Origin of the sequence: Streptomyces umbrinus, assembly GCF_030817415.1 — a bacterium.
GTDB classification, from domain to species: Bacteria; Actinomycetota; Actinomycetes; order Streptomycetales; family Streptomycetaceae; genus Streptomyces; species Streptomyces umbrinus_A.
Map to the genome: position 1 here is coordinate 8,617,704 of NZ_JAUSZI010000002.1, position 26,148 is coordinate 8,643,851.

At 70.3% G+C, this 26,148-nt stretch carries 24 protein-coding genes; 10 read left to right on the forward strand and 14 right to left on the reverse strand.

Features of this window, described 5'->3' with window-relative positions; genetic code table 11:
• Positions 1–16: 16 nt before the first annotated feature.
• From QF035_RS38045 to QF035_RS38070, 6 genes are all read right to left on the reverse strand, one after another.
• Positions 17–463 (reverse strand): hypothetical protein, encoded by a 447-nt coding sequence (locus QF035_RS38045; protein ID WP_307525527.1) that lies wholly within the window; start codon positions 461–463, stop codon positions 17–19.
• The gene (locus tag QF035_RS38050) at positions 460–789 is read right to left on the reverse strand and encodes a hypothetical protein (protein WP_307525528.1); all 330 of its coding nucleotides are present in this window, start codon (positions 787–789) and stop codon (positions 460–462) included. The genes QF035_RS38045 and QF035_RS38050 overlap by 4 nt, the downstream gene beginning before the upstream one ends.
• Positions 786–1,796 carry a wHTH domain-containing protein gene (locus QF035_RS38055; RefSeq protein ID WP_307525530.1) on the reverse strand — a complete coding sequence of 337 codons (1,011 nt, stop codon included), beginning with the start codon at positions 1,794–1,796 and terminating at the stop codon, positions 786–788. The genes QF035_RS38050 and QF035_RS38055 overlap by 4 nt, the downstream gene beginning before the upstream one ends.
• A gap of 53 nt (positions 1,797–1,849) precedes the next feature.
• Positions 1,850–3,030 (reverse strand): IS3 family transposase gene (locus tag QF035_RS38060; protein ID WP_307517772.1). Its coding sequence is split into 2 segments (ribosomal slippage): positions 1,850–2,766 and positions 2,766–3,030, totalling 1,182 coding nucleotides; the frame shifts between segments, so codons are not numbered across the junction.
• A 64-nt stretch (positions 3,031–3,094) separates the two neighbouring features.
• The gene (locus QF035_RS38065) at positions 3,095–7,240 is read right to left on the reverse strand and encodes an HD domain-containing protein (protein ID WP_307525532.1); all 4,146 of its coding nucleotides are present in this window, start codon (positions 7,238–7,240) and stop codon (positions 3,095–3,097) included.
• Between the two features lie 98 nt (positions 7,241–7,338).
• On the reverse strand, positions 7,339–8,175 hold the full coding sequence (locus tag QF035_RS38070; RefSeq protein ID WP_307525534.1) for a chitosanase: 837 nt from the start codon (positions 8,173–8,175) through the stop codon (positions 7,339–7,341).
• 75 nt (positions 8,176–8,250) lie between these two features.
• Here QF035_RS38070 and QF035_RS38075 point away from each other — a divergent pair, with 75 nt between their 5' ends.
• From QF035_RS38075 to qcrB, 4 genes are all read left to right on the forward strand, one after another.
• Positions 8,251–8,469 carry a hypothetical protein gene (locus tag QF035_RS38075; RefSeq protein ID WP_307525535.1) on the forward strand — a complete coding sequence of 73 codons (219 nt, stop codon included), beginning with the start codon at positions 8,251–8,253 and terminating at the stop codon, positions 8,467–8,469.
• Between the two features lie 383 nt (positions 8,470–8,852).
• The gene (locus QF035_RS38080) at positions 8,853–9,593 is read left to right on the forward strand and encodes a hypothetical protein (RefSeq protein WP_307525536.1); all 741 of its coding nucleotides are present in this window, start codon (positions 8,853–8,855) and stop codon (positions 9,591–9,593) included.
• A 36-nt stretch (positions 9,594–9,629) separates the two neighbouring features.
• Entirely contained in the window at positions 9,630–10,352 is a 723-nt protein-coding gene (locus tag QF035_RS38085; RefSeq protein WP_307525538.1) for a vWA domain-containing protein, read from the forward strand.
• A gap of 236 nt (positions 10,353–10,588) precedes the next feature.
• The gene (gene qcrB, locus QF035_RS38090) at positions 10,589–12,220 is read left to right on the forward strand and encodes a cytochrome bc1 complex cytochrome b subunit (RefSeq protein WP_307525539.1); all 1,632 of its coding nucleotides are present in this window, start codon (positions 10,589–10,591) and stop codon (positions 12,218–12,220) included.
• A gap of 40 nt (positions 12,221–12,260) precedes the next feature.
• Here qcrB and QF035_RS38095 read toward each other — a convergent pair whose 3' ends face one another.
• Entirely contained in the window at positions 12,261–13,271 is a 1,011-nt protein-coding gene (locus QF035_RS38095) for an acyl-CoA dehydrogenase family protein (RefSeq protein ID WP_307525540.1), read from the reverse strand.
• The gene (locus tag QF035_RS38100; protein ID WP_307525542.1) at positions 13,271–14,428 is read right to left on the reverse strand and encodes an acyl-CoA dehydrogenase family protein; all 1,158 of its coding nucleotides are present in this window, start codon (positions 14,426–14,428) and stop codon (positions 13,271–13,273) included. The genes QF035_RS38095 and QF035_RS38100 overlap by 1 nt, the downstream gene beginning before the upstream one ends.
• Positions 14,429–14,476: 48 nt before the next feature.
• Between QF035_RS38100 and QF035_RS38105 the strand changes: the two genes are divergently transcribed.
• From QF035_RS38105 to QF035_RS38115, 3 genes are all read left to right on the forward strand, one after another.
• Complete coding sequence (locus tag QF035_RS38105) at positions 14,477–15,286, forward strand: SDR family oxidoreductase (RefSeq protein ID WP_307525544.1); 810 nt, start codon at positions 14,477–14,479, stop codon at positions 15,284–15,286.
• A gap of 51 nt (positions 15,287–15,337) precedes the next feature.
• On the forward strand, positions 15,338–15,949 hold the full coding sequence (locus tag QF035_RS38110) for a TetR/AcrR family transcriptional regulator (protein ID WP_269651263.1): 612 nt from the start codon (positions 15,338–15,340) through the stop codon (positions 15,947–15,949).
• Positions 15,950–16,037: 88 nt separating this feature from the next.
• Entirely contained in the window at positions 16,038–17,195 is a 1,158-nt protein-coding gene (locus tag QF035_RS38115) for an acetyl-CoA C-acetyltransferase (protein ID WP_307525546.1), read from the forward strand.
• A gap of 100 nt (positions 17,196–17,295) precedes the next feature.
• Here QF035_RS38115 and QF035_RS38120 read toward each other — a convergent pair whose 3' ends face one another.
• Genes QF035_RS38120 through QF035_RS38145 form a run of 6 tightly spaced genes read right to left on the reverse strand, consistent with a single transcriptional unit; the run spans position 17,296 to position 21,312 of the window.
• A complete protein-coding gene (locus tag QF035_RS38120; RefSeq protein ID WP_307525548.1) occupies positions 17,296–17,565 on the reverse strand; it encodes a type II toxin-antitoxin system RelE family toxin in 270 nt (89 codons plus the stop codon).
• Positions 17,562–17,822, reverse strand: a complete 261-nt coding sequence (locus QF035_RS38125; protein WP_307525550.1) for a type II toxin-antitoxin system Phd/YefM family antitoxin — start codon at positions 17,820–17,822, stop codon at positions 17,562–17,564. The genes QF035_RS38120 and QF035_RS38125 overlap by 4 nt, the downstream gene beginning before the upstream one ends.
• Positions 17,797–18,900 (reverse strand): NAD(P)H-dependent flavin oxidoreductase, encoded by a 1,104-nt coding sequence (locus tag QF035_RS38130; RefSeq protein ID WP_307525552.1) that lies wholly within the window; start codon positions 18,898–18,900, stop codon positions 17,797–17,799. Before QF035_RS38130 ends, QF035_RS38125 begins: the two co-directional genes overlap by 26 nt.
• Positions 18,900–19,706 (reverse strand): CoA-transferase subunit beta, encoded by an 807-nt coding sequence (locus QF035_RS38135; RefSeq protein WP_307525554.1) that lies wholly within the window; start codon positions 19,704–19,706, stop codon positions 18,900–18,902. The genes QF035_RS38130 and QF035_RS38135 overlap by 1 nt, the downstream gene beginning before the upstream one ends.
• Positions 19,703–20,557, reverse strand: coding sequence for a CoA transferase subunit A (locus tag QF035_RS38140; RefSeq protein ID WP_307525555.1), 855 nt, complete (start codon positions 20,555–20,557; stop codon positions 19,703–19,705). The genes QF035_RS38135 and QF035_RS38140 overlap by 4 nt, the downstream gene beginning before the upstream one ends.
• On the reverse strand, positions 20,554–21,312 hold the full coding sequence (locus tag QF035_RS38145) for an enoyl-CoA hydratase family protein (protein WP_307525557.1): 759 nt from the start codon (positions 21,310–21,312) through the stop codon (positions 20,554–20,556). Before QF035_RS38145 ends, QF035_RS38140 begins: the two co-directional genes overlap by 4 nt.
• An 86-nt stretch (positions 21,313–21,398) precedes the next feature.
• On the opposite strand from QF035_RS38145, the gene QF035_RS38150 reads away from it, so the two are divergent.
• The 3 genes from QF035_RS38150 (at position 21,399) to QF035_RS38160 (ending at position 26,127) form a co-directional block, all read left to right on the forward strand.
• Positions 21,399–22,133 carry an SDR family oxidoreductase gene (locus QF035_RS38150; RefSeq protein ID WP_307525559.1) on the forward strand — a complete coding sequence of 245 codons (735 nt, stop codon included), beginning with the start codon at positions 21,399–21,401 and terminating at the stop codon, positions 22,131–22,133.
• Between the two features lie 36 nt (positions 22,134–22,169).
• Positions 22,170–23,087 carry an SDR family oxidoreductase gene (locus tag QF035_RS38155; protein WP_307525562.1) on the forward strand — a complete coding sequence of 306 codons (918 nt, stop codon included), beginning with the start codon at positions 22,170–22,172 and terminating at the stop codon, positions 23,085–23,087.
• Positions 23,088–23,160: 73 nt separating this feature from the next.
• Entirely contained in the window at positions 23,161–26,127 is a 2,967-nt protein-coding gene (locus QF035_RS38160; protein ID WP_307525564.1) for an AAA family ATPase, read from the forward strand.
• Positions 26,128–26,148: the final 21 nt, after the last annotated feature.

Consider the following 26,148-nt stretch of genomic DNA (forward strand, 5'->3'; position numbering starts at 1 on the left):
GGCCCACTTGCCTTGGCTACTTGCCGGGCGCTGCCCAGGTGACGATCACGGCGGCCGCCACCGCGAGGACACCGATGAGGGCGAGCCACCGCGACCACTCGACGAGCACCCAGATGCGCCGGGTGCGCCCGGCTTCGTAGTCCAGGAGACGGTTCGGCTCGCCGTAGAACTCCTCGCCAGGGCGCCCGTGCACGGCGACCACACCGAGCCACGAAGCGACGATGAGCGCCAGGAATCCGGTGATGAGGAGCGATACGACCGCCCAGCGCGGGCCGGCATCCAGCTTGTTCAGATCCTCCTGCCCCTTGAGCACGAACACGGCTGTGAGCAGCCCGGTGAGCGAGGCCACGAAGTTGCGGTAACCCTCGGCCTGGTGGAGTGCGGCTGCCAGTTGTTGTCCGGAGCCGAACATCTCCTCGATGCGGCGGTCGGCATCGTCCAGCTGAGCACGTGTGTACGTCATTGCGAGGCACCGTCCAGCCAGGAGGCGATGGTGATACGAGCGCCGCAGCCGACCTGAACGCCTTCAGGACGGTCCGTATGCAGGGAGGTGCACTGGCACAGGGTGCTGAAGGGCTGAGGGCCGGGACCCTTGCGACGGCCGAGGAAACCACCTTTGGGCTGGGTGTATTGGCCGGTCGTGTAGCGCTTGGTCATCACACAGCCGCATTCCGGGCAGGCACCGGTCGCTTCGTGCAGCTCCTTGCCGTTCGAGACACCGTGCGTCCACTGGAAGGCGGCCGGAGCGGTGTGATGCGGGCCCGTGTTGTACGGGTTGAGTGGGCTCAACTGGCTTTCTGGCCTTCCTCGGGCTGGAGCTGGAAGAGAGTGGCATACCGTCGCAGGCGCTCGCGTACCTCGGCCTCCGACAGGTCCGTCTCCTCCGAGCAGAGGGCGATGTGGTCCGCCGTGACGGCTCCGGACAGGGCTGGAGTGCGCCCGGTCAACTGCTCGCTGAGGATGACCACGTCATACCACGTGGGAGTCATCTCGGCTTCGTGCCGCGTGGGTTCGCCGACCTCGACGTTCAGGCCGAGACAGCGGAAGGGGGCGTATCGGTCGTACGTCCGCTTCAGCGTCCACCCGAAACGGCCTGCCACCAGGACCAGTTCGAGAGGGCCGAGTGTGCCGGGGCCCAGCAGCCCGGGATCGAAGGCAGCGAGGTCGAAGCGGTCGGGCTCGAAGTCGGCGAGGGTCTCGGCGTCGGGGCCTGTGAAGTCGCCGGGCAGGGGCGGGGCGCCGATGGCGGTGAAGCGGGAGAGGTGGTGGACCGATTGGGAGAGCGTGCCGCCGTCGGAGTGGGCGTGTTCGAGGAGGTCCCGGATCGTCAGGCTGCGGAATGCGGGGATTCCCATGATGCCGGATGATCGGTCGAGAAGCGTATGCCGGTCGTAGGCGCTGCATTGCAGCGAACGGGCCTCTGCCGTCATGTCGGGAAGGTGGAGGGGCAGATGTTTTCTCGCGGCCTTCAACCGGTCCAGGGCCTCGCCCACTCTGCCGGTCCTGTTGTTGACGAGCGACAGGCAGTAGGCGAGGGACACAGGAGCCGCATCCAGCGCGGAACCCGTGTATCCGTACGGGGGGAGGCCGTCGAGAGGTGGCGCCGTCGCTTGCCGTATCAGTGCGTCGTGATTCCAGGACGGGGAGGCTGTGAGGAGACCGCAGGCGTCAAGCGCTGTCACGGCTTCCCTGAATTCCGCGGTACCCCGGGGTGTCTGGTTCCGGTGTTCGTGGAGATAGGCGTCGATCAGTTCCCAGGGCCCGAATGCCTGGTGCGGTTCTGGCCATTCCTCCATGACACGGATGTGAGGGGCCACGTGCTTTCCGGACAGGCGTCTGACTGTCTATTTCACGCGGCGATTCGCAACTTTTCGTACTCGGCGTGGACTTCACGTGGAGGGCGGTAACCCACCGCCGAGTGGAGGCGTTTGCGATTGTACCAGAATTCAATGTACCGAGTGATGTCCTGCCGGGCAGCCTCTCGGGTCAGGTAAGTGACCCGAGATACGCGCTCGTTCTTCAACACGCCGAAGAACGATTCGGCCATGGCATTGTCGAAACAGATCCCGGTACGGCCGGAAGACCTGCGCAGTCCGAACCGGTTGAGCGTCTTCCCGAACTCGGCTGACATGTAGTTGCTTCCGCGGTCCGAGTGAAATATCGCTCCCGCCGAGAGGCTTCTGTTCCGTGCCGCGTTGCGGATCGCCCTGGATATCAGCGAGGTTTGGTAGTGGTCGTCCATCGCGTAACCGATAACTTCCTTCGTGCAGCAGTCGATGACCGTCGCGAGGTACAGCCAGCCTTCCCCGGTCGTGATGTAGGTGATGTCACCGACGAGCTTTTCGCCAGGCGCATCTGCGGTGAAGTCACGGCCCACCAGATCCGGTACCTGGCCGGCTGCGGCCTGGGTGAGGCCGAACCTCTTCGGCCTTGGCTGGCAGGGCACCAGGCCCAGTTCACGCATGAGGCAGCGGACCAGCTCCATGCCCGCGGCGACGCCCCAGCGATCCAGTTGAGCCTGGATGCGCCGGTGCCCGTAGGTGCTGTCGGATATGTCGAAGGCTTTCTTGATGAGCAGTTTCAATTCTTCGCGCCGCTGGGCCGTTGCGGATTCCGGGCGGGATCGCCAGTCGTAGTAGCCGGACCTGGACACGCCGAGTCGGCCGCACATGAACTCGACGCTGTAGGCGTACTCCTCGGTGTCGAGCCGCATCTCGTCGATGAACTCGTACTTGCTTGCTACCGGGGATCCTTCGCGAAGTACGCTGCGGCTTTTTTCAGGAAGGTAACTTCCATCTCCAGCTCGCGGTTGCGTCGTTCGAGTTCCTTCAGGCGCGCCCGCTCGTTCACCGTCAGTTCCGCATCGGGGGCCGGTTCCTGCTGCTTCTGGTGCTTCTTCACCCAGCCGCGTAGCGTCTCCGAGTTCAGCTCAAGCTCCCGGGCGACTTCAGAGATCGTCTTGCTCGACCTCAACGCGATCTGGACGGCTTCCTCGCGGAACTCCGGCGAGTACTTACTGGGTGGCGCCACTTCTTCCTCGTTTCCTTGTTCAGGACAACCCTATTGGGTACCTGTCCGGAAACTTCGTGGCCCCTCAGATGACCCAGTACGGCGGGGTCCAGGCGGCGGCTTCCGCGGGAACGGTGGGAACGCGCATGGCGGCGGTGGCGGATGACTCGGCGAGAAGTCTTGCCGCCTCGCCCAGCGAAATCCTGAGTCGTGAGGAGGCGAGCAGCACCTGCGGGAGGGTCAGGCACCCGTCCACCCACGGATTCCCCGTCGAGGTCCTGACCGCCAGGAGCATATGTTCGGCCGCTGTCAGAGAGCCGTCGTCACTTGATGACTCCTCATGTTCTCCCCATATGGAGAAGCCAAGGGGGGCCAGACGACGAACGCGGGCCAGGAGCGCCGCGGCGTCCGGCGAAGAGTTGGCGAAGAGTGTTTCTACGCGGTCCTTGAGATGGGTGATGGAAACCGCGCCGGGACTCCATCTCCTCGACGGAAGCCAGTCGGAAGCCGCATCGCCGGCCAGCACTCGCGTTTCGTCGAAGGTGAAGCGCTCCGCGGCGAGGGATCCCTCCAGCTCCGGGAGCGGAGGAAGGCCGGGGTCGAGCCCTTGGAGCCGGCCCAGCAGAGGCAGGCAGTCACCCAAAGGGAGGTCGTACTTTTCGGAGATGATCAACAGTGGTGCATGCACCGCGGCACTCTCGTGAGGAGACCCCAGAACATCGCGATATGCGATGTAGAGATCGGCTGTGGCGGGCGTGAGTTCGACAGCGAGCTGGGACCGGATGTCGGTGGCCGCGGGGACGTACACACCCGTGATGGCATACCGGCGCAGTGCCTTGACCGCGGCTCGCAGGGGCATCCTCGCCAGAGCCGCGGCTTTCACCGCCGGAGCCCATCCCCAGTCCGGGGACGGGATGCCCACGAAGAGCAGGGCGTCAAGCCCCGTGGCGACGGGATACCCGGGCGGTGAGAACTCGTGATCAGCGAGTGGGGCATGTTCCAGCCTCGTCATCCGCCACTGACGGAGCAGGTCGTTCTCGTACGGACGGTCCGTTCCCAGCAACTCCAGATCGTGTGTCGAGGACACAAGCCGGTGGTCCACCGGCAGACAGCCCGTCGTCGTCAACCGCAGTCGCCCGCGCAGAAGACGGACGTCGTTGCCGGCCGGTTCCAGGGTCGCCATCACTTCCTGGGGGAGGGCGTCGAGCACCGCCACCGCCAGGGGCGGCGCCTCTTCGGCGAGCCGCCACAGCCGCCGCAGCGACACTTCTTTCCACTGGGCCGCGGCCTTGGGCGCCGCGGCGAGCACCTCCTCCTGCACGGCGTCTTCGTCGAACGACAGGAGGTCGTTGCGGTCCACACTCGGTACCGGCCGGTGTCGTTCCCGGAGATTGACGACGCATCCGTATGCGCGGGGAGCGTCCTCGATCACCACTCCGTCGAGGAGCAGCTGACCTTCGCCCTGGACGAGCCATACGTCGGTGCCGTCCGCCTGGACCGCCGGGCCGCGCCAGTCGGCTGCGGCCTTCAGCCTGCCAGGTTTCCAGGACCGGCTCCGGACCTCCCGTGCCGAGTCGTCCTGCGCGTACTCCACCGCTGTCACCGCGTAGTCGCTCACCCACAACTGTGACTGGAGGGTCTCCACGAGGGACGGTGGCTGCTCATCCTTGGCCAGGGCGAGGTAGAGCCGGACCCGGGTGCCGCCGTGGGCGGGTGCGCCCTTGCCCGGGGTGATGCTCAACAGGCCCGAGCCGGACTGGATGTCGGCACGCGAGGCCTGGTCGAGGGACTCCCGCAGACCGTAGCGGTTGACCGGGGCGGTGAGGACCACGACCTCCTCGGCGAGCATGAAGTAGCTGAACACGCCGATGCCGAAACGGGAGTTGAGCGCGATCGGCTTGAGGCCCGCGCGCCGCCACTCGCGTCGTTCCTGCATGAACTCGGGGTCCTGCTCATAGCGTTTTCCCGCACGGGCGAACATCGAGGTGAGCTTGGTGCGGCTCATCCCCGTGCCGTTGTCCTCGCACTGGATGTAGAGCCGCCCCTTCTCGTCCCAGCCCTGCGTGAAGGCGATCTCACCCTCCCAGCGTTCCGTGGCAGCCTCGCCCTGGGACCGGCCGTACTGGTCGCGCATGTCCCTCAGCCGACAGGCGTCCAGCGCGTTCTGGTACAGCTCGCGGACGGCGAGCATCTTGTCGCCGTACAACTGCGCGCCCATCAGCAGGGGGCGGATCTCGTCCTCGGCGAGCCGGAAGCGTTCCAGCGGGACCGTGTACTGCCCCGACTCGGGCACCAGCTGGCCGGCGGTGACGCGCTCGGGCAGACCGCGCAGCAGCGACGGCGGACTGGAACGCTGCTCCCGCCAGCGGCTGCGGATCGCGGCCACCGCCGCGTTGGCCCTGCCCGCGAGTTCCTCGACGGCCGCGTGCAGCGCGGGATGCGGGCAGTGGAAGCGGACATCCAGGCCGTACGCGTCAGCGCTGAGGTCACCGACGACCGCGAAGTCGAACTCCTCGGACAGCGCCTCGACCACCGTCTGCGGATCGAGCCGTTCGTGCGCTCCGAGGTGGTTGACGAGCACGCTGGACATCCGGCGCGGATCGGCCGACAGCAGCCCCGCCGTCCACAGCAGCTGAGCGAGTTCCTGGCCGCGCCACTTCCCGCCCGGAACCGGGTCGTATCTGCTCCAGCTGTCGCTGTCGGAGTCGTTGATACGGGGGCGGTCGGCCGGTTCCACGGTCAAGTGGCCCAACACCTGGCGGATCTGGCGGTCGATGAGTCGCAGCGACTGCTCCGACGCCCGCCCGGGCGGCAGCGGTTCGGCGGAGTCGGCGATCACGCCGGCCAGCCCGGACAGGAGGGTGTTGACGGACTCGTACCCCCCGGTGCGCTCCCACAGGGGGTCCCAGTCCGCGATGAAGCGATGGCGCAGCCAGTGCTCGGCGGCATCGGCCTGTGCGACGAGACCGCGTCCCCGCAGGGTCTCCAGGGTGCCCTGCACCTGTTTGTGGGCCCGGCGCACGTCTTCGACGGCGGCGGCGACCAGCTGTGCGTGTGCGTCTAGGTGCTCGTCGGGCTCGGCTCCGTCCGGTCGGCGCCGGTCCAGGACCTGCCGCAGATCCTCCAGAGCGACGGCGGTGATGTCCTCGTACACCAGGGGTGCGGCGAGCAGCACCGCCGTCTCGGCCGGAGACAGGGGTGCCCGCAGTTCCTTGAGCCGGGCACGCTCGACGAGACCGACGAGCCTGCGCTCGAAGCGGGCCGGATACGTCGGATCCCGCCACGGATCGTTCTTGTGCGCGCCCGCACCTCGCAGGTTCCGCCCGACGCGTTCCACCAGTTCCGTGAGACCGGCCTTGACGCGGGCGTGCACCGCCTCGCCGCCCGAAGTGTGCTCCCACAGCGCGGACTTCGTGACCATCTCGGCCCAGGGGAGCGGCTCCTTGAACCCCTTGCACAGTTCGAGGGTGTCCACGATCCGCCCGTGCGGGGCGAGATGCTTGACGGTGGGCGGATCGACCGGTTCGTCACCGGCCAGCCGGCGCATCTCCTGCTCGGTGTGCCGCATGACGTCACCGAACGTCGTCGGCGGACTGTCGGGCGACAGCGCCTGCGCCAGCCCCTGGGCGAACCAGCTGCCGTTCTCCCGGTCGGCGTACGCACGCTGTCCGGGACCACAACTGTAGAACCACACCACGTCCTGAGCGGGTGCCCGCACTCCTGTCGAGACCTCCTCGTCCGGCAGGAGGTCCGCCGTCCGGCACGTGTCCAGGCAGATGACTGCGGTGACCCCCTTCTTCAGACCGCTCAGTTGCAGTCCCACCGGGTCGGCCCCGAGCAGCGAGTCCATGAGAAGCATGGGGGTCCCGTCGGCGCGTGGATCACCCGGTTGTGCGTCCGCCGCCAGCAGGAAATCACGGCCGCCCAGCGTCACCCCGTGGCAGGAGATATAGACGAACGCCGTGTCGCCCGGTTCGCACGAGACGAAGAAACGGTGCAGTTCGCCTTTGAGTCCGTTCTTGCCCAGTTTGAGTTCGGAGACGCGGCCCGCGTGGTGCTCGGTGACCGTGTAGCCGGACAGATCCAGAGCCTCCGATACGAGCGCGACATCGCGCTCCGCACAGTCCAGCGTGTCGAACTCCTCGCCGAGCAACGGATCGTCGGCCAGGAACGGAGTCGCCGTCACGCCGATCAGCAGCGCTCGGCGCCGTCCTTGGAACTCACCGTGCATCGTGTCCCCCGGACCTCACTCGGTACCCCCTCGCCGACCGGCGCCGAACAGCGACATGATTCCAGAAGTGGCCCGTTTCCGCGTTGGGTTGATGTCGGTCAGCGCACGCGGTACGTCACGCCGTACACCTTCCACTCCAGCGGGGTGCGGAGGTCCAGGTTGCCGTCGTACAGGAACCTTCGCTGAGCCGTGTCCACGCGGGTCGTGTCGCGTTTTTCGGACTTCATGGTCTCGCGGCGGGTGTCCAGGAAGATGTCGAGGTAGCTCTGCTCGTCGCCGCCCTCCGCCGGGGTGTCGGCCTCGGCCATGGCGCGCTCGCGGATGCCGTGGAAGCCGGGGTCGCCGGGGCCGTGCATGACCATGGCGTCGTAGTAGATGAACTGGCCGAGGGCGCCCAGGCCGTCACTCTTGGCGAGGCGGACCGCCGGGCCGAAGTAGACGCGGTCGCGTTGGGAGTCCTGGACGCGCTGGAAGGCGTCCTTCTGCGCCTCCTCCTTCCAGGCCTCGGTGAAGCCCGGGTCCAGGCCCTCGTGGGAGTCGGAGCCGTCCACCGCGCGCAGAGCGGGCAGGTAGCGGGCCAGGGCGTTGTCCGGATGGGACTCGGTGTACAGCTCGACCAGTTTGAGCAGATCGTGCGTGCCGGTCGTGAAGCCGATGATCCCGGCGGTGTAGCCACGGCCGTCGCCTATGTCCTCGACGTAGTCGTACTGGGCGCGCCAGTCGAGGCTGGAGTTCTCGGCACTCGACACGATCCGCTGGGCCAGCTCCTTCATCTTCGGGGAGTCCAGGTCCGCGGCCGACCCGGAGGAGGTCGACGGGGAGGAGCTCCGGGTGTCGGAGGGGCCGTCGTCACCCTTCTCGCCGGGCACGGCGACGTACACCGTCACCGCGACGAGAGGGACGGCGACGAACATCAGACGGCCAGCGCGTTTCATGGGCAAAGAGTACGATCGGCCCGGAGTGCCGTGCCGCATCGGGTGGAGAAACCAGTGAGCATCGGGGGAGGACCTGTGAGCGCGGAAGAACTGGCGCTGCTGCGGGCCGAGTTGGGCGCCCCACCACCGGAGAGCTTCGGATCACTGGACGACACACAGGCCCAGACCCTCACGCTGGCACTGCGCCGGGCACGGGAGCGCCGGGCATCCGGGCTGAACGAGGCCGTCGAGGACGCCCTGACCCTCGTACCGGCCCTGACCAGGGAACCCCTCCGCCGGATGCTCTTCCGTTAGCCAGGAGACCCCTCCCGCATGGACACACTGCGCAGCAGGGCCGAGATCCTCAAACTCGCCCGCCTGCTGGACGTCGAACCCCGGCAGCTGGCGTTCCTCGAAGAGCTGCCCGTCGAGGACGTGCGCGCCTTCCGCGAGAGATCCGTCGCCGCGCTCTTCGACGATGCCCCCCCCGGATCCTCGACCGCATCGCCGCGAAGACCAGGCTGCTGCCCGCGGGTATCGCCGTCGGCATCTCGCAGAAGGCACTCGGGCCCCAGCTCGCCGCCGCCCTCGCCGGACGCCTCGAACCGGGCCGCGCCGCCGACATCATCGAGCGGCTCCCTCCCGAGTTCACGGCCCGCTGCTGCCACCACGTCGACCCGCGCCGGATCGCCGGGATCATGGGCAGACTGGACGACGACATCGTCGTACGGATCGCCCTCGTCCTCGCCGACCGCCGCGACCACCTCACGATGGGCCGGTTCGTCGGGCATCTGCGGGACTCCGCGCTGCTGCGGATCCTGCCGCGGCTCGACGACGCGACCCTGCTGCTCACCGGCTTCGTCATCGACCATCCCGAACGGCTCGGCCGCATCGTCGAGCTGCTGGGCGAGGAGCGGGTGTCGTCGGTCATCGCGTCCGCCGCCGACGGCGGGCTGTGGCCGGAGGCCATGGCCGTCGCGAGCATGGCCTCCGGCGAACAGCGGGCCCGCATCGCCTCCCTCACCGCCGCCCAGCCCGAGGCCCGGCTCGACTCCCTCGTCCGCACCACCGCCGAGCAGAACCTGTGGGAGTCGCTCCTGCCGATCGTGGCCGCGCTCGACGAGGACGAGCTGCGGGCCGTCGCCGCGCTGCCCGCGCTGCGGGACCGCGCGGTGCTCGACGGGCTCGTCCGCGGGGTCGTGGCGACCGGGCTGTGGGCGGAGTTCCTCCCGATGGTCGCGGCGCTGCCGCCGACCGCCCGGCGGATCGTCGCGAAGGCCGCGGGGGCGCTGTCCGATTCCGACCTCGACGCGCTGGCCGTGGGCGTGGAGAAGGAGGATCTGTGGGAACTGGTTTTCCCGCTGGTCGAGTTGATGGGTGACGGGGCCCGGCGGCGGCTCTTCGAGCTGCCGGCGTTCCGGGAGCGGGCGGCCGGTTAGGCTCACCCGGTCGGATCATGGCCGGAAGGAGCCCGCATGGCCGGGATCAGCCTCACCAAGGTCGAGGAGACCGCGCCCGCGCTGGTCAGCCTCTACAAGAGCGCGGGGGTCTCCCTCACCAAGCACGGACTGAGCGGGCAGCGGGCCGCCGTCTATCTCGTCGTCGACTACTCGGGATCGATGAAGCCGTACTACTCCGACGGCAGCGTGCAGGCGCTCGCCGACCGTGTGCTCGGTCTGAGCGCGCACTTCGACGACGACGGGACCGTGCCGGTCGTCTTCTTCTCCACGGACGTCGACGCCGTGACCGACATCGCGCTCGACAGTCACGCGGGGCGTGTGGAGCGGATCGTGGCCGGGCTGGGGCACATGGGCAAGACGAGCTACCACCTCGCGATGGACGCCGTCATCGACCACTACCTCGACAGTGGCTCCAAGGACCCCGCCCTGGTCGTCTTCCAGACCGACGGCGGCCCGATCAACAAGCTCGCCGCGGAGCGGTACCTGTGCAAGGCTGCGAAGCTGCCGTTGTTCTGGCAGTTCATCGGCTTCGGGGACCCGTCCAGCAAGCAGTTCGACTTCCTGCGCCGGCTTGACGACCTGGCCGTTCCGGGGAAGCGGGTCGTGGACAACGCCGGGTTCTTCCACGCGGGTTCGGATCCCCGCCGGGGTGTCTCCGACGGGGAGCTGTACGACCGGTTGCTGGGCGAATTCCCACGATGGCTGTCCGCGGCGCGGGCCGCGGGGATCGTCGAGTGACACGGAGTGCCTGAGCCGGTGGATTCGCTGCGGACCGGTGGGGGTTGCTCGCGCAGTTCCCCGCGCCCCTGACGGGGCGCGGTTGACATACGGCCTCAGCCACGTCCTTCCTGGGGGCGCGGGGATCTGCGCGAACAACCCCCACCGGCCCGCAGCCGAATCGTGGACCCGCACAACCCCTTTGGCTTCGCAGAACCCCGTGACACTCTGAACTGAGCCTATGGGGAGGGCCACGAATGGACGCGCGGAGCAACGGGCGAGCGGCACAGACGGGCAAGGGCGAGAAGGTGGCGGACTGGGCCGACGGACGGCTCGGGATCTACTCCCTGGCCAAGACCCAGATGCGCAAGGTGTTCCCGGACCACTGGTCCTTCATGCTGGGCGAGGTCTGCCTCTACAGCTTCCTCATCCTGATCCTCAGCGGCGTCTACCTCACCCTCTTCTTCGAGCCCAGCGCCGCCGAGGTCGTCTACAACGGCTCGTACGAACGCCTCAACGGCATCATCATGACCAGGGCGTACGAGTCCACCCTCGACATCAGCTTCGACGTGCGCGGTGGACTGCTGATCCGGCAGATCCACCACTGGGCGGCAATCGTCTTCGTCGCCGGAATGCTCGTGCACATGATGCGCGTGTTCTTCACGGGCGCCTTCCGCAAGCCGCGCGAGCTGAACTGGCTGTTCGGCTGGACCCTGCTGTTCCTCGGGATCATCACCGGCCTGACCGGCTACTCGCTCCCCGACGACCTGCTCTCCGGCACCGGCCTCCGCTTCGCACAGGGCGCGATCCTGTCCGTGCCGATCGTGGGCACGTATCTCGCGTTCTTCCTCTTCGGAGGGGAGTTCCCGGGACACGACATCATCTCCAGGCTGTACCCGATCCATGTCCTCCTGCTGCCCGGGATCATGCTCGGCCTGGTCGTCGCCCACCTGATCCTGGTCTTCTACCACAAGCACACCCAGTACCCCGGGCCCGGCCACGAGCAGAAGTCCGTCGTGGGCATGCCGTTCATGCCGGTCTACATGGCCAAGGCCGGCGGCTTCTTCTTCCTGGTCTTCGGCGTGCTGTCGATGATGGGCGCGATCGCGACGATCAATCCCGTGTGGGCCTTCGGGCCCTACCGAGCCGATCTGGTCACCACAGGAGCCCAGCCCGACTGGTATCTCGGCTTCTCCGAGGGACTGATCCGGGTGATGCCGGGATGGGAGATCAACGCCTGGGGCCACACCCTGCAGCTGGGCGTCTTCATCCCCTTCTCCCTCTTCCCGCTGATCATGGTGGCGATCGGTGTCTACCCGTTCATCGAGGCGTGGATCACCGGGGACAAACGCGAGCACCACATCCTGGACCGGCCCCGCAACGTCCCCACGCGCACCGGGCTCGGCGTCGCCTGGCTGAGTCTGTACGGCGTCCTGCTGATCGGCGGCGGCAACGACATCGTGGCCATGCATCTGCATCTGTCCATCAATTCGATCACCTGGTTCGTACGGATCGCCTTCTTCGTTGTCCCGGTGATCGCCTTCATCATCACCAGACGCGTCTGCATGGGGCTCCAGCGCAGCGACCGCGACAAGGTGTTGCACGGCAGGGAGTCCGGCGTCATCAGGCGGCTGCCGCACGGAGAGTTCGTCGAGGTGCACGAACCCCTCACCCCGGCCCAGCGGTTCACTCTCACCCAGCACGAGCAGGACGTGCCCTACGACGTGGGTCCGCTCGTCGACGCGAACGGCGTCGAGCGGAAGGTCAAGCCCTCCCAGCGGCTGCGGACGCGGCTCGCCCGGGCCATGTACGGACAGAACGCGCAGATCCCCAAGCCGACCGTCGAGGAGTACCGCGAGCTCACGAGCAGCGACGACCACCACCACTGAGCCCGCAGATGCTGAGGGGCTGAGCTGCTGAAGGGCTCAGCTACTTGAGGACCAGCTCGCGGCATTCACCGGGGGTACCCCAAGCCGTGCGCAGCACGCGGGCCTTGGTCAGCCACAGGGACAGGTCGTACTCCGCGGTGTAGCCGATCGCGCCGTGCAGTTGCAGGGCGGTACGGGCGGTCGTGTACGCCGCCTCGCAGGCCGTGACCTTGGCGGCGGCCACGTCGGCCGGGTCCATGGTCAGCGCCGCGCCGAAGAGGAGCGGGCGCGCGAACTCCAACGCGACCTTGGCGTCCGCCAGTCGGTGCTTCACCGCCTGGAACGAGCCGATGGGGACACCGAACTGGCTGCGCTGCTTGACGTACGCCACGGTCCTGTCGAGCAGGGTCAGTCCCACACCGAGCGCCTGCGCGGCGGTCGCGAGCCGGGCCCAGGTCAGGGCGTGGGCGGCGGCCGCGGCGACCTGGGGGCCGGTGGCGAGGAGTTCGCCGCCCGGCTCCGGGCGGGTGAGGCGCCGGGCCGGGTCGATGGACGTACGGACCGGGCCGTGCCCAGGGGCCAGCCGGAGTCCGCCGCCGTCGAGAGCGAGCAGGGTCGTCGCCGCGTCCCCGTCCAACGCGTACGAGTCGTACAACGCGTACGAGTCGTACAGCGCGTACGAGTCGTCCAGCGCGTACAAGCCGTCCGTGGCGGCCACCGTCGTGATCGTCTCCCCGGAGGCCAGCCCCGGCAGGAACCTCTTCGCCAGGCCCGGTTCCGTCAGCAGCGCGGCCGCCGCCACCGTCTCCACCAGCGGGCCCGGTACCGCGTGCCGCCCCAACTCCACGAAGGCGACGGCCAGTTCGACGGGGAGCGGCCCGACACCCTCGTACGCCTCGGGGACCGCCAGCGCGAACACTCCCGCGTCGGCGATACGGGACCACAGGGCCCGCCCGGCCGTGTGGTCACCGGCGCCCCACGACCGTACGACCGACGGGGTGTCCGCCGCCGTCAGCAGGGCGTCCAGCGAGTGGGCGAAGGCGCGTTGTTCGTCGTCCAGGAGGAAACGCATCAGCGGCGTCCCTTCGGCAGGCCCAGGAGGCGTTCGGCGATGATGTCGCGCTGGATCTCGTTCGTGCCCGCGTAGATGGGGCCTGCGAGGGAGAAGACGTACCCCTCGGTCCAGCCGCCGCCCTCGTCGTCGGTGCCGTCCGTCAACTCCCCCTCCCCGCCCAGGAGATCGAGGGCCGTCTCGTGGAGCGCTATGTCGTACTCGGACCAGAAGACCTTGTTCAGGCTGGACTCCGGGCCGATGGGCTCTCCGTCGAGGAAACGGGAGGCGCCCGCGTACGTGAAGAGCTGGTAGGCGCGGGCGCCGATCACCGCGTCGGCCACCCGGTCGCGGGTGAACGGGTCCCGGCCGTGCGCCCGCCAGAGCGCGGCCAGGCGGTCGGCCGAGGCCAGGAAGCGGCCGGGGGAGCGGAGCGTCAGGCCGCGCTCGTTGCCCGCCGTCGACATGGCGACCCGCCAGCCCCGGCCGGGCTCGCCGATCACGTCCTCGTCCGGCACGAACACGTCGTCCAGGAAGAGTTCGGCGAAGGCCGGCTTGCCGTCCAGGCGGCCGATCGGGCGGACGGTCACGCCCGGCGCGCGCAGGTCGAACATCAGGTAGGTGAGGCCCTGGTGGGGCTTCGGGGTGTCGGGCTCGCTGCGGAACAGGCCGAACGCGCGGTCGGCGAACGCGGCCCGCGACGACCACGTCTTCTGTCCGCTCAAGCGCCAGCCGCCGTCCGTGCGCACCGCCCTGGACCGGAGGGAGGCCAGGTCGGACCCGGCCTCGGGCTCGGACCAGGCCTGCGCCCAGACGACCTCGCCGGAGGCCATCGGCGGCAGGATCCGGGCCCGCTGTTCCTCCGTGCCGTGGTCGAAGAGGGTCGGCGCGAGGAGGTTGATGCCGTTCTGGCCGACCCGGCCCGGTGCGCCCGCCGCGTAGTACTCCTCCTCGAAGATCAGCCACCGTACGAGCCCCGCGTCCCGTCCGCCGTACGCGGCCGGCCAGGACACCACCGACCAGCGGTCCGCGGCGAGCTCGGCCTCCCACGCGCGGTGTGCGGCGAAGCCCTCCTCTGTCTCCAGGGAGGGCAGCGGCGGCGACGGGACGTGCGCGTGCAGCCAGGCGCGCGCCTCGGCGCGGAAGGCGTCCTGGTCGGCCGTGAAGTCGAGGTCCATCAGCGGCGATCCTTCCCTAACAAGTGTTTGGTAGGTTAGCGTGGCGTCATGACAGGCGTCGAGAGTCCGGCATACGTGCCCGGGCACGGGCTGCTGAAGGGACGCACCGCGGTGGTGACCGCCGCCGCGGGCGCGGGCATCGGCGGGGCCACCGCGCGCCGCTTCCTGGAGGAGGGCGCGCGCGTGCTGATCAGCGACGCGCACGCACGACGACTCAAGGAGTACGAGGCCGAGCTGGCCGGGGAGTTCGAGGGCGTCTCGGCGCTCGCGTGCGACGTCACCGACGAGGCCCAGGTGCAGGCGCTCTTCGATACGGCCGTGCGGCAGCACGGGCGGCTCGACATCGTCGTCAACAACGCCGGTCTCGGCGGGACTTCGGCCCTCGCCGACATGAGCGACGAGCAGTGGTCGAAGGTGCTCGACGTGACGCTGAACGGCACCTTCCGGTGCACGCGCGCGGCCCTGCGCGCCTTCCGGGAGGGCGGGCAGGGCGGCGGACACGAGGGCAGACACGGCGGCGTGATCGTCAACAACGCCTCGGTCGTCGGCTGGCGTGCGCAGGCCGGGCAGGCGCACTACGCGGCGGCGAAGGCCGGGGTCATGGCGCTCACCCGGTGTGCGGCGATCGAGGCGGCGGAGCACGGCGTGCGCGTCAACGCGGTCTCGCCGAGCCTCGCCATGCACCCGCATCTGGTGAAGGTGACGACCCCCGAGCTGCTGGAGGAGCTGACGGCCCGCGAGGCCTTCGGGCGGTACGCCGAGCCGTGGGAGGTCGCCAACGTGATCGTGTTCCTGGCGTCCGGCTACTCCTCGTACATGACCGGCGAGATCGTCTCCGTGAGCAGCCAGCATGCGTAGGCGGTCGGTGGCCGGCGCTCCCGGGACCGGGACCAGGACCACAATGGAACCGTGCCTACCAAGAAGAAGCCCCAGGTGACCGCCGCGCCCGCCCGCCGCCGCGAACTTCTCGACACCGCCGCCGAGGTCTTCGCCGAGCAGGGTTACAACGCCACCACCGTCCGCAAGATCGCGGACCACGCGGGCATGCTCGCGGGCAGCCTCTACTACCACTTCGACTCCAAGGAATCGATGCTGGAGGAGATTCTGCGGACCTTCATGGACGAGCTGTGGGACGGGTACGACACCGTCCTGGAGGCCGAGCTCGGCCCGCGCGAGACGCTGGAGGCCCTGGTCACCGAGTCCTTCCGGGAGATCGACCGGCACCGCGCGGCCGTCGCGATCTACCAGCGGGAGTCCAAGCATCTCGTCGCGCAGGAGCGGTTCGCGTTCCTCGCCGAGTCGCAGCGCAAGTTCGAGAAGACGTGGCTGGCCACGCTGGAGCGGGGCGTGGCCGGAGAGGTCTTCCGGGACGACCTCGACATCCGGCTCACCTACCGGTTCGTGCGCGACACGGTGTGGGTCGCCGCGTCCTGGTACCGGCCCGGCGGACAGCACAGCCCGGAGGAGATCGCCCGGCAGTACCTGTCGATGGTCCTCGACGGGATCGCCGTACGGACGTAACCCACTGAACCTGCTCAACCCACTGAACCTGCTCAACCACTGGACCCACTGAACCCATTGGACCCACTGAGGAGCCCGAGGAGTTGTCATGGCCGAGGCCTACATAGTCGAAGCGGTCCGTACGCCCGTGGGGCGCCGGAAGGGTGGCCTCGGCGGGGTCCATCCCGCCGATCTGGGCGCGCATGTGCTGAAGGCCCTGGTCGAGCGGTCCGGTGTCGATCCGCTCGCCGTCGAGGACGTCGTCTTCGGGTGCCTGGACACCGTCGGGCCGCAGGCCGGGGACATCGCGCGGACGGCCTGGCTGGCCGCCGGGCTGCCCGAGGAGGTGCCCGGGGTGACGATCGACCGGCAGTGCGGGTCCTCGCAGCAGGCCGTGCACTTCGCCGCGCAGGGTGTCCTGTCCGGCACCCAGGACCTGGTGGTCGCGGGCGGCGTCCAGAACATGACGCAGATCCCCATCGCCTTCGCCTCCCGCCTGGCCGCGGAGCCGCTGGGGCTCACGGAGGGGCCGTTCGCGGGGAGCGAGGGGTGGCGGGCGCGGTACGGCGACCGGCCCGTCAACCAGTTCTACGGCGCGGAGCTGATCGCCGAGAAGTGGGGGATCAGCCGGCGGGACCAGGAGGAGTTCGCCCTGCGGTCGCATCAGCGGGCGGTCCGGGCGATCGACGAGGGGCGTTTCGAGCGGGAGGTCGTGCCGTTCGGGGACGTCGCCGTGGACGAGGGGCCGCGCCGGGACACCTCGCTGGAGAAGATGGCCGGGCTGAAGCCGGTGGTCGAGGGCGGCACCATCACCGCCGCCTGCTCCTCCCAGGTGTCCGACGGCGCGGCCGCGATGCTGCTCGCCTCCGAACGGGCCGTGCGAGAACACGGGCTCACGCCCCGGGCGCGGGTTCACCATCTGTCGGTGCGGGGGGAGGATCCGATACGGATGCTGTCGGCGCCGATTCCGGCCACCGCGTACGCCCTGAAGAAGGCCGGGATGGCCATCGGTGACATCGACCTCGTCGAGATCAATGAGGCGTTCGCGCCCGTGGTGCTTGCCTGGCTGAAGGAGACCGGGGCGGATCCCGACAAGGTCAATGTCAATGGGGGCGCCATTGCCCTGGGGCATCCGTTGGGAGCGACCGGTGTGAAGCTGATGACCACGTTGCTGCATGAACTGGAGCGGACGGGTGGGCGCTTCGGGTTGCAGACGATGTGCGAGGGCGGGGGTCAGGCGAACGTGACGATTGTTGAGCGGCTTTAGGTTGTTCGGTCGGGTGCGGGTCCGTCATGGCTTGTCGCGCAGTTCCCCGCGCTCTTGAAAGACCTAAAAGAAGGGGCGCCTCCTGACAGGGCGCTCCACTCTACAGGGTGCGGTACACGTCTCGACGATTGCCCATCTTGACGACAAGGATGATCAGCTGGCCGTTGTCGATCTGGTAGGCGATGCGGAAATCCCCGACGCGCAGTCGGTACAGACCTTCCTGCCCTGCGAGCTTTTTGACGTCCGCGTCCTCACGGTACGGATCGTCGCCCAGCCGCGTCAGGGCGGTGAGGATGCGCATGGCGCTGGTCCGGTCGATCGTGCGGAGCTGTCGCTGGGCGGTGGCGGTGAACCTGAATGCATACTTCATGCGGCGCCCATGTCATCGCTGAACAGGTCGGCGAGCAGCTCTGCCATGGAGACCGTGGGCTCATCGAGATGCGCGGCTGCTTCCCGGGCGAGCATTTCGTCGGCCGCTTCCTCGACCGCATCCAGAATCTCTATCGGGACGACGGCCCCGACGCGCTCGCCTTTGCGGGTGATCACCGTGACCTCGCCGGCCTCGGCATTGCTCAGGATCTCGGCCAGCCGTGCACGGGCCTCACGAATGCTCAGCGTCTCGGACATATCGCGAGTGTACACGCTCCTGTGTACACGATGCCTGTGCCGGGAGCCCGCGCAGAATCGCCCCCGCCTCCGCCATCACCCGTTCCACCAGCTCCGCGCACGACGGCAGATCCTCGATCAGGCCCGCCACCTGGCCCGAGGCCATCACCCCCAGATCCGTGCGGCCCTCGACCATCGAGGCGCGCAGCAGCATCGGGGTGTTGGCGGCGAGGAGGACCTGGCTCCAGGTCAGGGCCTTGCCGTGCTTCATCGCGAGGCCGTCGCGGATCAGCTGGGGCCAGGTGAGGCCCGAGAGCTTTCGGAAGCGGGCGGCCCGGCCTATCGCCCGGGTCAGCGTTCTCATACGGCCCGCCTCCTCAAGGGAGTTGACCAGGTCCGTGCGGAGCATGCGGTGGGGGAGGCCGTCCACGGCTGTCGTCACCGTCACGTCCTTCACCGTGGCCGCGAGGTACTGGGCCTTCACCGCGTCCGGGACCGTGGAGTCGGAGGTGAGCAGGAAGCGGGTGCCCATGGCGATGCCCGCCGCGCCGTACGCCAGCGCCGCGACCAGGCCCCGGCCGTCGAAGAAGCCGCCCGCCGCGATCACCGGTATGTCGACGGCGTCCACGACCTGGGGGAGGAGGACGGTGGTCGCCACCTCGCCGGTGTGGCCGCCGCCCTCGCCGCCCTGCACGATCACCGCGTCCGCACCCCAGGCCGCGACCTTCTCGGCGTGACGGCGGGCCCCGATCGACGGGATGACGACGACGCCCGCGTCCTTGAGCTCGGCGATCAGCTCACGGGAGGGCGCGAGCGCGAAGGAGGCGACCTTCACCTCCTCCTCGACGATCAGCCGGACGCGGTCGCGGGCGTCCCCCGCGTCCGCGCGCAGGTTCACACCGAACGGCGCGTCCGTACGGGACTTGACCTCCCGGACCGCTGCCCGCAGGTGGTCGAGGGTCATGGTCGCGGAGGCCAGGATGCCCAGTGCTCCCGCGTTCGCCGAGGCGGAGACCAGCCGCGGGCCCGCCACCCAGCCCATCCCGGTCTGCACGATCGGGTGCCGGACGCCGACCAGTTTCGTGAGCGCGGTCTCCATCAGCCCGGGACCTCACGGTCGCGCAGCCCCCGCGGGTCGATGACCCCGCGGATCAACTCCAGCTCCGCCGGGGTCGGTTCGCGGGTGTACGGGACCTCGTCGGGAACCGTCGGCTCGAACCCGGTCGCCGCCAGGACCTCCTCGACCGTCACCCCCGGATGCAGCGAGGCGAGCCGCATCGAGTGGTCCGGGGTCGCGAAGTCGAACACTCCCAGGTTCGACACGACCCTGGGGATGCGGTGGAAGCGGGTCGCCGTGGGGCCGGCCGCCGCCGCGCTGTCGTACCCCACCCCGCTGATCATGTCGACCTTCTCCACGAAGACCCGCGTCGAGTGCTTGGGCACCCAGTAACTGACCGGGTTGTTGAGGGTGTTGACGGGCGCGCCCCGCACCCCGAGCAACTGCCGGGCGGGCCGCTCCCAGTCGCCGATGCAGGAGATGTTCTGGTTGCCGAAGCGGTCGATCTGACTCGCGCCCATCATCACGTGCCGACGCCCGCCGGTGACCATCGTGAGATGCCTGCGGTAGGGCAGCCACCCTTCGGGGGTGCCGTCCGGGCCGACGAGCATCGCCTCGCCGTCGGTGAGCAGGAGCTCCGGGGCGAAGGTCCGCCGGGCGAGCCGGGCACCGACGGAGGGGACGGCCCCCATCGGGCTCGCGAGCACCTCGCCGTTGTCCCGCCACGCCTCGGCGCAGGCGATCACGCAGTACTCGGCGCGGGTGGGCGGGAGAAGAGGAGACGTGCGGGTGTCCGGGAGCGGGGCCCCGGTGGGCGGGACAGGAGAGGGCCGGGTCGCGTCCGTCATCGCCGCTCCTCGTGCCAGGCCTGTGCGGCCGACTGGTAGGCCTTCTCGTCCCCGTACAGGAACCGCTCGGTGAACTCGGGCCACGGCGTCGTCGAGTACAGCTTCTGGAAGGGCTCGTCGCGGTCGTGGTCGGGGACGCAGGAGGTGGGGTGGGCGCCACCGGGCGTCTCGACGACTCCCGTGACCGAGTTCCGGTTGACGAGGAGGGTCTGCGGCACCGCGTCGTCGAAGCGGTCCACGAGCCGCTCGCAGGAGACGTACGCGTCGTCCGCGGCCTCGCAGAACAGGTCGTCGAAGTACGGGTCCGGGCCCAGATACTGGCCGTTGCCCGAGCGGTCCGCGCGGTTGACGTGGACGAGGGCCGCGTCCATGCGCAGGGCCGGCATGGCGACGAAGGTCTCCCGGATCCCGGTCGACGGGTCCTCGTACGGCGAAGTGACCGTCCGCAGGCCGGGGTTGACCCGCATGACGTCCGAGCCGATGCCCGCCCGGACGGGCATGAACGGCAGCCGGTTCGCGGCCGCGTGCAGCCCCCACATGAACATCGCCTCGTCGACCTCCGTCAACTCGAAGGCCCCGCTCTGCCGGGCGGCGCGGTAGTGCGGCTCCAGGGGGATCGAGTCGAGCGTCACGAAGGCCGCGACGAGCTTGCGGATCCTGCCCGCCGCAGCGAGCATCCCGACGTCCGGGCCGCCGTACGACACGATCGTGAGGTCGGTGACCTGGGAGCGGAGCAGTGCTCTCACCAGGGCCATCGGTTTGCGGCGCGAGCCCCAGCCGCCGATGCCGAGGGTCATCCCGCTGCGGAGCCGGGAGACGGCCTCGTCGGCCGTCATCGTCTTGTCGCTCATTCCGTACCCCCTCCTTCCCGGTCCTTCCCGAACGTGTCCCTGACCCGGTCGCCCACCCCCGCGAGGTTCGCCTCGAACGTGAAGCCCTGCTCGAAGCGGTAGCTGCGGCGGACGTCCACGGGATCGATGCCGTTGATCGCGGCCTTGGCGAGCCGGATCAGCTGCCCGTCCTTGCTCGCGATCGAACGGGCCAACTCCAGGACGGCGGCACGCAGTTCGCCGCGCGGCACGACCCGCCACACCGACCCGTGCCGGTGCAGCTCGGCCGCGGTCGCCGTGCGCGAGGTGTAGTACAGCGCACGCATCAGATGCTGCGGCACCAGCCGGGCGAGGTGGGTGGCCGCGCCCAGGGCGCCCCGGTCCAGCTCGGGCAGGCCGAAGGTCGCGTCCTCGCTCGCCACGATCGCGTCCGCGTTGCCCACCAGGCCTATGCCGCCGCCCAGACAGAAGCCGTGCACCTCCGCCACCACGGGCACCTCGCACTCGTACACCGCGGCGAAGGCGTCGGCGCAGCCGCGGTTGGCACCGAGCAGCCCGCCACCGCCCTGCGCCTGTATCTCCTTGATGTCCACGCCCGCGTTGAACCCCCGCCCCTCGGCGGCCAGCACCACACAGCGGACCTCGGCGTCGCGGCCCGCCGCGCGCAGGGCGTCGGCCAGCTCGAACCAGCCGCGCACCGGCAGCGCGTTCACGGGCGGGAAGTCGACCGTGACGACGGAAATCCCCTTTTCCGGGGACGAGGTGGAGACACCCATCAGCTCATCAGCTACCTTTCGACCAAACATTTGTTAGGTGCGCCAGTTGTGAAGGTAACAGCGAACACCGACGAGTGGGAGGCCCTGTGGACAAACGGCTCGTGGTGGTCACGGGCGGCACCCGGGGCGTGGGCGCCGGCATCGCCCGCGCGTTCGTCGAGGCGGGTGACGACGTCGTGGTCTGTGCGCGCAGACCGCCCGAAGTGCCGGTCGACGGCGTCGAGTTCGTCCCCCTCGATCTGCGGGACCCACCGGCCGTGCGCGTCTTCTTCGACGGGCTGCCCCGCGTCGACGTCCTGGTCAACAACGCGGGCGGCGCCCCCCACCGGCTGCTCGCGGAGACGGACGCCGAGCGGCACGCGCGCGTGATCGAACTCAACCTCACCGCCCCGCTGACGGCGTCCCTGGCGGCGTACGAGCAGCTCAGGCGCGCGCGTGGCTCCGTCGTGATGATCGGCAGCGTCAGCGGGACCCGGCCCTCGCCCGGCACGGCGGCCTACGGGGCGGCCAAGGCGGGCCTGGAGAACCTCGCGCGCTCGATGGCCGTGGAGTGGGCGCCGGACGTACGGGTGAACACCCTCGTCGTAGGGATGGTCCGCACCGAGCTGTCCCACCTCCACTACGGGGACGAGGACGGCATCGCGGCCGTCTCCCGCACCGTCCCCATGGGGCGGCTCGCCGAGCCCCTGGACGTCGGCAGGGCCGCCGTCTTCCTCGCGTCGGACGCCGCCGCGTACATCACCGGGGCCGGCCTCCTCGTGCACGGCGGGGGCGAGCGGCCCGCCTTCCTGGACGCGGCGACCGCCAACAAGGAGAAGTGAGAACCGCCTTCAAGGACGAGTGAGAGGAGAAGCGGGATGACTGCAGGCACCGGAATCTGCGACGGGCGGGTCGTGATCGTCACGGGCGCGGGTCGCGGGCTCGGGCGGGCACACGCACTCGCCTTCGCGGCGGAGGGCGCGCGCGTCGTCGTCAACGACCTGGGCGTCGGGCTCGACGGCGCGCCCGGCCCCGACAGCCCGGCCCGTCAGGTCGTCGAGGAGATCACGGCGGCGGGCGGCGAGGCGGTGGCGCACGGCGGGGACATCGCCACGACCGAGGGCGCCGCATCCCTCGTACGCACGGCCGTGGACGCCTTCGGGCGGCTCGACACGCTCGTCAACAACGCCGGGTTCCTGCGCGACCGGATGCTCGTGAACCTCGACGAGGACGACTGGGACGCCGTCATGCGCGTCCACCTGAAGGGCCACTTCCTGCCGCTGAAGCACGCCGCCGCGCACTGGCGGGCGGAGGCGAAGGCGGGGCGCCTGCCGCAGGCGCGGATCGTCAACACCAGTTCCGGAGCCGGGCTGTTGGGGTCCGTCGGGCAGGGGAACTACAGCGCCGCCAAGGCCGGGATCGTGGGGCTCACGCTGGTGGCCGCCGCCGAGATGGGGCGCTACGGGGTGCAGGTCAACGCCGTCGCGCCCGCCGCGCGGACCCGGATGACCGAAGGCACCTTCGCCGAGACGATGGCGGCACCCGACAGCGGCTTCGACGCGATGGCGCCCGGGAACGTGTCGCCGCTCGTCGTCTGGCTCGGCTCCGCGGCGAGCGCCGGTGTCACCGGCCGGGTCTTCGAGACCGAGGGTGGCCGCATCACGGTCATGGAGGGCTGGCGGCCCGGCCCGAGCATCGACAAGGGGGCGCGGTGGACCCCCGCCGAGGCCGGGGACACGGCGCTCGAACTGCTCGCGGAGGCGCAGGCACCGCAACCGGTCTACGGAGCGCAGTAGTGCGATCGGCGTACGACACCTAGGAGGACGACGCGCGGGGAACCCTTTGACCCCGCACCCCGTGCTCGCGAGGATGCCCAGCAGGGCGCGGCGGGCGGAGGTGGCTCAGGTGGAGTTCGTCGGGCGAGCGGACAGCCTCGCGCTCCTCGAGGCGGCCCGCGAGCGCGCCCGCGCGGGGCACCCTCAACGCGTACTCGTCGAGGGCCCGGCCGGCATCGGCAAGACCGCCCTCGTACGCCGCTTCCTGCGCGGCGGCACACATGTGCTGTACGGGGCGGGGGAGGAGGCCGAGTCGGAGCTGGCCTTCGGAGTACTGGATCAACTGCTGGGCCGGGACGGCACCGGTGACGGCAGTGGCCCCGGGGGCGGAGACGGGGCCGGAGGCGGGGCCGGTGGTGCGGCCGGCGGCGGGCGCTGGGCGGACGCGCACGCGGCCGGGGCGGCTCTGCTGGAGGCACTGGACGAGGCACAGGGAGCGGGCGCCGGCCCGGGTTCCGACGACCGGCCCGCGCGTGGCCCCGACGCCCCGAGCGCCCCTGCCTCGGGCACCCCCACCCCCGGCACTCCCGTCCCCAACACCCCGGACACTCCCATCGCCCTCGTCCTCGACGACGCCCAATGGGTGGATCATCTCTCCCTCCAGGCCCTCGCCTTCGCCGTGCGCCGACTGCGGGCCGATCGCGTGCTCGTTCTCGTCGTCGTGCGGGACGCCGAGGACACGCGGCTGGCAGAGGGGCTGCGGAGGCTGTTCACGGCGGACGACGCCGTGCGCGTACGGCTCGACGGCCTCGGGCCCGCCGAACTGGCCGAACTCGGCGGAGGACTGGGCGTGCAGGGACTCACCGCGCGGGTCGCCGCACGGCTGCACGCGCACACCGCGGGCAACCCCCTCCATGCGAAGGCCCTCCTGGAACAGGAAGGAACCGGACTCCTGGAGGCGCTCGGCGAGCCCGATGTGACACCGCCCGCCCCCAAGTCGTTCACCGCCCTCGTGCTGGCGAAGCTCGCCGCCTGCTCGCCGGCCGCCGACGCCCTGGTCTGCGCGGCCGCGGTACTCGGCGCACACTGCGCGCCGGCCGACGCCTGGGAGGTCGCGGGCGCGGACCTGCTCGACGAGGAACGCCGGGCCACCGACGTCCTCACCGCACTCGAAGAGGCCGTCCACACGGGCCTGTTGACCGAGGCCCCGGGCGATCCGCTGATCCGCTTCCCGCACCCCCTCGTACACGCCGCCGTCTACCACCAGCTCGGCCCCTCCCGCCGCGCCGCCCTGCACCTGAGCGCCGCCCGCACCGTCCGGGACCAGGCGCACCGGCTGCGCCACCGGGCGCTCGCCGCGGTCGGCCCGGATCCGGAACTGGCCGCCGAACTCGCCGCCCTGGGACGGAAGTTCGCCGCCGAAGGCGCCTGGGCGAACGCGGCCGGACAGCTGACGGCCGCCGCGCGGCTCTGCCCGGACCCGGCGGTGTACGAGCAGTACACCCTCGAAGCCGTCGAGTGCTCGCTGCTCGCCGGAGACGTACCGGACATGGGTGAAGTCGCCCAGCGGATCGCGCAGTTCACCCCCGGCGGCTGGCGCAGCTATCTCCTGGGCAGGCTCAGCCTGTACGACCTGGACCGGGCCGAGGCGTTGCTCACGGACGCGTGGCACCGGTGCGACCCGGCGGCCGAACCCGTCCTCGGGGCACGTATCGCGGGCCAGTTCGCCGCGCTGCACGGCAGCATGTCGCACGGTGCCGAGATGGCCGAGTGGGCCGACCTCGCGATCCGCCTCGCACCCGACGACACGGCCACCGACATGATCCGGGTCCTGCGCCTCAACGGCCTCGCCATGAGCGGCCGGGCTCCGCAGACGCTCGCCGCACTCGCCCCGCTGCCCGACCCGGCGCTCGCCACCCCCGCCCAGCTGGAGGAACTCCTCGGCCGCGGCACCCTGCGCGAGTGGACCGGCGACCTCACCGGCGCCGTACGGGACCTGGGCGGGGTCTTCGGAGCCTGCCACGGGCGCGCCGCCTCCTTCCGGGTGGTCGCCGCGACCGCGCTCGCCTCCGCCGAGTACCGCGCGGGCCGCTGGGACGACGCGATCGTCCACACCGACCTCGCGCTGTCCCTGGCCGCCGACACCGACCAGCCGCACATCGCCCTGTACTGCAGGATGCTCGCCGCCCAGGTGCACGCGGTGCGGGGCGCGTTCGCCAAGGCACAGGCACACGCGCGCGTGGCCCGCGTCTACGCGGCCGGCGGCCATGTGAACCCCACCCTGTGGGCCGCTCTCGCAGAGGCCCACCTCGCCCGCGCCCAGGGCCGGCCCGAGGAGGTCCTCGCGGCCCTGGGACCCCTGCTCGCGCTCGCCCCGCGCGGCGACCTGGAGGAGCCCGGCACGGTCGCCTGGGCGGACCTGCTCGCCGAGGCCTGGGCCGCCCTCGGCGACGAGAAGCGCGCCGTCCAGGCCCTCGCCCCGTACGAGGTCCTCGCCACCCAGCGCGGCCACCACGGGGCGCTGCTCGTCGCGGCCCGGGCCCGCGGCACCCTGGAAGCCGCTCGCGGCGACACCGTGGCCGCCGAGCGCGCCTTCCGCTCCGGCCTCAAGCACGCCGCACACGTCGAGGCACCCTTCGACCGCGCGCTGCTGCACCTCGCGTACGGCGGCTTCCTGCGCCGAGCGGGCCGCCGCACCCGCGCGGGCGAGCAGCTGCGCACCGCCCGCGACCTCCTCGTACGCCTCGACGCACCGCCCGATCTCGGGCGCTGCGAACGGGAGTTGGCGGCCTGCGGACTCGGTCCCGCCGGGTCCGCCGCCGAGCGGGAGCCACGGACACGCGGAGCGGCGCTGCTCACGCCCCAGGAACTGGCGGTCGCCCGCCTCGTCACGTCCGGGCTCACCAACCGGCAGGTGGCACGCGAACTCGTCATCAGCGTCAAGACCGTCGAGTACCACCTCGGCCGGATCTTCCCCAAGCTGGGCGTCGACTCCCGTACGCGGCTCACGGCGATGCTGGCCGCGGACGAGCCGGTACCGGGGCCCGGACGCGCACCCTAGGGATTCCCCCGGGGCGCATCC

Coding starts and splice junctions, on each gene's coding strand:
- QF035_RS38120 (WP_307525548.1), bottom strand. CDS start 17,565: ATGAAGTATGCATTCAGGTTCACCGCCACCGCCCAGCGACAGCTCCGC.
- QF035_RS38055 (WP_307525530.1), bottom strand. CDS start 1,796: ATGGAGGAATGGCCAGAACCGCACCAGGCATTCGGGCCCTGGGAACTG.
- QF035_RS38065 (WP_307525532.1), bottom strand. CDS start 7,240: ATGCACGGTGAGTTCCAAGGACGGCGCCGAGCGCTGCTGATCGGCGTG.
- QF035_RS38140 (WP_307525555.1), bottom strand. CDS start 20,557: ATGAGCGACAAGACGATGACGGCCGACGAGGCCGTCTCCCGGCTCCGC.
- QF035_RS38045 (WP_307525527.1), bottom strand. CDS start 463: ATGACGTACACACGTGCTCAGCTGGACGATGCCGACCGCCGCATCGAG.
- qcrB (WP_307525539.1), top strand. CDS start 10,589: ATGGACGCGCGGAGCAACGGGCGAGCGGCACAGACGGGCAAGGGCGAG.
- QF035_RS38145 (WP_307525557.1), bottom strand. CDS start 21,312: ATGGGTGTCTCCACCTCGTCCCCGGAAAAGGGGATTTCCGTCGTCACG.
- QF035_RS38155 (WP_307525562.1), top strand. CDS start 22,170: ATGACTGCAGGCACCGGAATCTGCGACGGGCGGGTCGTGATCGTCACG.
- QF035_RS38080 (WP_307525536.1), top strand. CDS start 8,853: ATGGGCAGACTGGACGACGACATCGTCGTACGGATCGCCCTCGTCCTC.
- QF035_RS38070 (WP_307525534.1), bottom strand. CDS start 8,175: ATGAAACGCGCTGGCCGTCTGATGTTCGTCGCCGTCCCTCTCGTCGCG.
- QF035_RS38085 (WP_307525538.1), top strand. CDS start 9,630: ATGGCCGGGATCAGCCTCACCAAGGTCGAGGAGACCGCGCCCGCGCTG.
- QF035_RS38130 (WP_307525552.1), bottom strand. CDS start 18,900: ATGGAGACCGCGCTCACGAAACTGGTCGGCGTCCGGCACCCGATCGTG.
- QF035_RS38100 (WP_307525542.1), bottom strand. CDS start 14,428: ATGGACCTCGACTTCACGGCCGACCAGGACGCCTTCCGCGCCGAGGCG.
- QF035_RS38105 (WP_307525544.1), top strand. CDS start 14,477: ATGACAGGCGTCGAGAGTCCGGCATACGTGCCCGGGCACGGGCTGCTG.
- QF035_RS38160 (WP_307525564.1), top strand. CDS start 23,161: ATGCCCAGCAGGGCGCGGCGGGCGGAGGTGGCTCAGGTGGAGTTCGTC.
- QF035_RS38135 (WP_307525554.1), bottom strand. CDS start 19,706: ATGACGGACGCGACCCGGCCCTCTCCTGTCCCGCCCACCGGGGCCCCG.
- QF035_RS38125 (WP_307525550.1), bottom strand. CDS start 17,822: ATGTCCGAGACGCTGAGCATTCGTGAGGCCCGTGCACGGCTGGCCGAG.
- QF035_RS38095 (WP_307525540.1), bottom strand. CDS start 13,271: ATGCGTTTCCTCCTGGACGACGAACAACGCGCCTTCGCCCACTCGCTG.
- QF035_RS38115 (WP_307525546.1), top strand. CDS start 16,038: ATGGCCGAGGCCTACATAGTCGAAGCGGTCCGTACGCCCGTGGGGCGC.